6 protein-coding genes are annotated in these 3767 nt (G+C 61.7%); 4 read left to right on the forward strand and 2 right to left on the reverse strand.

The features are described 5' to 3' along the window. Positions 1-322: 322 nt before the first annotated feature. The 3 genes from cueR to WS89_RS24770 all read left to right on the forward strand — a co-directional run bounded on the left by cueR (position 323) and on the right by WS89_RS24770 (position 1559). Complete coding sequence (gene cueR / locus WS89_RS24765) at positions 323-727, forward strand: Cu(I)-responsive transcriptional regulator (RefSeq protein WP_059499818.1); 405 nt, start codon at positions 323-325, stop codon at positions 725-727. A 215-nt stretch (positions 728-942) separates the two neighbouring features. After that, a complete protein-coding gene (locus WS89_RS33155) occupies positions 943-1089 on the forward strand; it encodes a DUF3563 family protein (protein ID WP_006478295.1) in 147 nt (48 codons plus the stop codon). A gap of 113 nt (positions 1090-1202) precedes the next feature. Next, on the forward strand, positions 1203-1559 hold the full coding sequence (locus WS89_RS24770; RefSeq protein ID WP_179949350.1) for a hypothetical protein: 357 nt from the start codon (positions 1203-1205) through the stop codon (positions 1557-1559). A 15-nt stretch (positions 1560-1574) separates the two neighbouring features. Here WS89_RS24770 and WS89_RS24775 read toward each other — a convergent pair whose 3' ends face one another. Both WS89_RS24775 and WS89_RS24780 read right to left on the reverse strand, forming a co-directional pair. Next, positions 1575-2420 carry a 23S rRNA (adenine(2030)-N(6))-methyltransferase RlmJ gene (locus WS89_RS24775; RefSeq protein WP_059794104.1) on the reverse strand — a complete coding sequence of 282 codons (846 nt, stop codon included), beginning with the start codon at positions 2418-2420 and terminating at the stop codon, positions 1575-1577. 116 nt (positions 2421-2536) lie between these two features. Beyond that, positions 2537-3508 carry a potassium channel beta subunit family protein gene (locus WS89_RS24780; protein WP_059794106.1) on the reverse strand — a complete coding sequence of 324 codons (972 nt, stop codon included), beginning with the start codon at positions 3506-3508 and terminating at the stop codon, positions 2537-2539. 164 nt (positions 3509-3672) lie between these two features. Here WS89_RS24780 and WS89_RS33985 point away from each other — a divergent pair. Continuing rightward, positions 3673-3767: SDR family NAD(P)-dependent oxidoreductase (locus tag WS89_RS33985; RefSeq protein ID WP_124496677.1), on the forward strand; the 95-nt coding region annotated here is incomplete at its 3' end.

Below are 3767 nucleotides of genomic sequence, written 5' to 3' on the forward strand. Positions count from 1 at the left end.
GGACCGTGAAACGACTCCACGCCGATGATAGTGCGGATTCCCGTGTGAAAGTAGGTAATCGTCAGGCTCCCTAAGCCAAGGACCCCCGCCCGATCAGGCGGGGGTTTTTGCATTTCGGCGCCGAGAAAAAGCACGCGGTGATGTGCGCTCATTCCTCGTAATCCAATCGCGAGCGCGCCAGATCGGTCATCTGCGTTTCTGCTGCGTGCCAAGTCCTCCCTCGGAACGAAACCCCGTGATTTGATACGATCGAAGTGTCGTCGACGCGAGTATCCGTCGACGTTCGTGTTCGAAACCTGGACTTGATGAAGAGGGCGGAGGAATGAATATCGGCGACGCGTCGCGCGAATCCGGAGTCAGCGCGAAGATGATCCGGTACTACGAACAAGTCGGCCTTCTTGCGCCGAGCAAGCGTAGCGATGCCGGCTACCGGATCTACGGTGCGGACGAAATTCATATCTTGCGGTTCATCCGCCAGGCGAGACGACTCGGCTTTCTCGTCGAGGACATTCGCAAGCTGCTGATGCTCTGGCAGGATCGCTCTCGCGCCAGCGCTGAGGTGAAATCGATCGCTCTTGAGCACGTGGCCGAACTCGACAAACGCATCGCGGAACTGAGCGACATGCGCGACACATTGGTCGATCTGGCTGCGCACTGCCATGGTGACGGGCGGCCTGAATGCCCGATTTTGGCGCGCCTGGCCGACCCCGTCGGCGAACCAAATTAGTGCAGGCCTTCGAGTCTCAAAACGGGCTCAAACTCAACATCATTAAAAATCAATAAGTTATGGACAGTGTGGCTGTCTCCATTCCGAATTGGAATGGTCTCCATGCGAGTATTTCACTAGCATCTTGGTGCGGCATCGCTATAATTCGGGATAACCCTATACGGGAAATCCCTGAATTTCGATTCACCAGGGGTCCCTCTTCCTTGGAGAACGTCATGATCGCCTACATCGTCGAAAAGCTGAGCAACTGGTTCGAATCCGCAGAACGTGAGCGCCGTGAGGCCTACCTCGCCACGTCGTCGGACATCGTCCAGCTCGAGAGCCGCATCCGCTCGCTCGAAACCAACGGCTACTCGCTGTAATCGGAGTCACCGTCAGGTGCCGAGCGGCACCGAACGACAAGCAAGCCCCGTATTGACGGGGCTTTGTTTTTTGTGCGCCGGATCTGGCGAAATCGTCGGCGCAGCGCTATGGTATGGACCTGCTTTTCATCCTGAAGGACACGATCATGCGTTTGCGTGTCGATGTGCGTCGTAGTGCTCGCGCGCGTCTCGTTCTGGGCGCGGCCGTGCTCGTTCATGGCCTCGCGGCCGGTGCCGCGACGTCGTCCAGGCCGCTCGTTCTCGATACGCAGCGCGGCATCCAGGACGGCAAGGGCGGGTTGGTGTTGCAGACGGCACCGTTGTCGTCGGAGCCGATCGTCGAGCCCGCGGGCATGCGGGCCCCGGCCGGGCAGGCGCCGAACACGTCGGTTCCGCTGTTCGTCGCGCCGTATATCAATGTTCCCGCTTGGAGCGGGCAGCCGAGGCTCGCGCCGAGACCGCAGCCGTAACGACCAGTCGCCCGATCAGTTTCCGCGGTGCTCGATCTGACAGCGGGCACCGCTATCCTGGCCCAGCATCTCGACCAGGTAGGGCAGTACCTCTTTCATGCTCTGAGCGAGCGTATACGGCGGATTCAGGATGAACATCCCGCTGCCGTAGAGGCCCAGTCCGTCGGTCGGCGGATTCGATACCGTCAGCGTCAGGTGCAGCCAGTTGTTCGGTTGAAGGCGCTTCAACTGTTCGGGAAAGCGCTGCGATTCCAGCCGCGTGACCTGCGGGTACCAGATTGCATAGCAGCCGGTCGCGAAACGCTTCAGGCATTCCGTCATGCAACTCACCACGCGGGCGTAATCCTTCTTGTCCTCGTAGGACGGATCGATCAGTACGAGTGCACGTCGCGGCGGCGGCGGCAGCAGCGCCTTGATACCTTCGAAGCCGTCGCCGGCGAAGATCATCGCGCGTCGCCCCGCGTCGCGGAAATTGTGGCGCAGCACATCGATTTCCGTCGTGTGCATTTCGAACAGGCGCATCCGATCCTGCTCGCGCATCGACCGCCATGCGATGTACGGGGAGCCCGGATAGAAGTGCAGTTCGCCGTCGGCGTTCAGCGCGCGGACTTCATCCACGTAGTCGCCCAGCGCCTCAGGCAGGTCCTTTTCGTTCCACAGCCGGCCGATGCCGGTATCGAATTCCGACGTCTTCGCTGCATAACCGTCGCGCAGCGAGTACACGCCGGCACCTGCGTGCGTATCGATGTACCAGTACGATTTGTCTTTCTTGTTCAGGTAGCGCAGCAGCTGGACGACGACGGCGTGCTTGAGCACGTCCGCGTGGTTGCCTGCGTGAAAACCGTGACGATAACTGAGCATGGCGGGCTGCCTGAAACGAAAGGTGAATCGATGAAAGCGGATCGCGCGCGGCCGTCGGGCCGGGCGCCGAGGCCGCGTATTGTACGCGAGTGGTACGCGAGTGGCCGTGAGTCGCCTTACTCGTATGCGTCGCCGACTACCGCCTCGATGCGTTGCTTTACATCCGGCGTCAGCTTCGCTGCAACGTCGAGCGCGCGCATGTTGTCGCCGATCTGGTCCACCCGCGATGCGCCCGTGATGACCGAACTCACGCGCGGATTCGCGAGCACCCATGCGATTGCCAATTGGCCGGTACTGCAGCCGAGTTCGGCTGCAATCTCACCGAGCCGTTCGACGATGTCGTTGGCGGCCCGATCGGTCAGGCGTTCGCGCATCCAGTCGTAGCCCTGCAACTGCGCACGGCTGCCGGCCGGCACGCCGTTGCGGTACTTGCCGGTGAGCAGTCCCGACGCCAGCGGGCTCCAGGTCGTGAGGCCGAGACCGTAATCGTCGTAGAGCCGCGCATATTCCTGTTCGACCCTGGTACGGTGGAACAGGTTGTACTGCGGCTGCTCGACGACCGGCTTGTGCAGATGATGCCGCTCGGCGATCTCGCACGCCGCGCGGATCTCGTCGGCGCTCCATTCCGACGTGCCCCAGTACAGCGCCTTGCCGCGCACGATCATGTCGCTCATCGCCCACACGGTTTCCTCGATCGGCGTATGCGGATCGGGCCGATGGCAATAGACGAGGTCGACATAGTCGAGCTGCAGCCGGCGCAGCGAGCCGTCGATCGCGTTCAGCAGGTATTTCCGGTTCAGCGTGTGGTACTGGTTCGGGGCTTCCGCGAGCCCCCAGAAGAACTTCGTGGACACGATATAGCTGATGCGCGGCCAATCGAGCGACTTGAGCGCGTGGCCCATGATTTCCTCGGACTTGCCGCCGGCGTAGACTTCGGCGTTGTCGAAGAAATTGACGCCCGCATCGCGGGCCGCGGCGAGGCATTCGCGCGCGACCCGCTGGTCGACCTGATTGCCGTACGTCACCCACGAACCGAGGGAAAGCTCGCTGATCTGCAGGCCGGAGCGGCCTAGCCGTCGATAGTGCATGAGAACCTCCTGTCGAACGGAATCGACCTTAAGCTTAGACGTTTTGCGCGCGAACGGCGGGGCCGATCGTGCACAATGACGGCTGGCACGCCGATACGATTTCGCGATGAGCGCGGATACGGCGGGCGCGTGTTTTATCGATCCGACAACGGGAGGAGACGGACATGGCAGCAGATCTGAGCGGCAAGACCGCAGTCGTCACGGGCGCCGCGAGCGGCATCGGCAAGGAAATCGCGCTGGAGCTGGCCAAGGCAGGCGC

Origin of the sequence: Burkholderia sp. MSMB1072 (assembly GCF_001524725.1) — a bacterium.
Taxonomy (GTDB): Bacteria; Pseudomonadota; Gammaproteobacteria; order Burkholderiales; family Burkholderiaceae; genus Burkholderia.

Bases quoted from the DNA above. Each gene is read 5' to 3' on its own strand.
- cueR (WP_059499818.1), top strand. From the start codon at position 323: ATGAATATCGGCGACGCGTCGCGCGAATCCGGAGTCAGCGCGAAGATG.
- WS89_RS33155 (WP_006478295.1), top strand. From the start codon at position 943: ATGATCGCCTACATCGTCGAAAAGCTGAGCAACTGGTTCGAATCCGCA.
- WS89_RS24770 (WP_179949350.1), top strand. From the start codon at position 1,203: ATGGACCTGCTTTTCATCCTGAAGGACACGATCATGCGTTTGCGTGTC.
- WS89_RS24775 (WP_059794104.1), bottom strand. From the start codon at position 2,420: ATGCTCAGTTATCGTCACGGTTTTCACGCAGGCAACCACGCGGACGTG.
- WS89_RS24780 (WP_059794106.1), bottom strand. From the start codon at position 3,508: ATGCACTATCGACGGCTAGGCCGCTCCGGCCTGCAGATCAGCGAGCTT.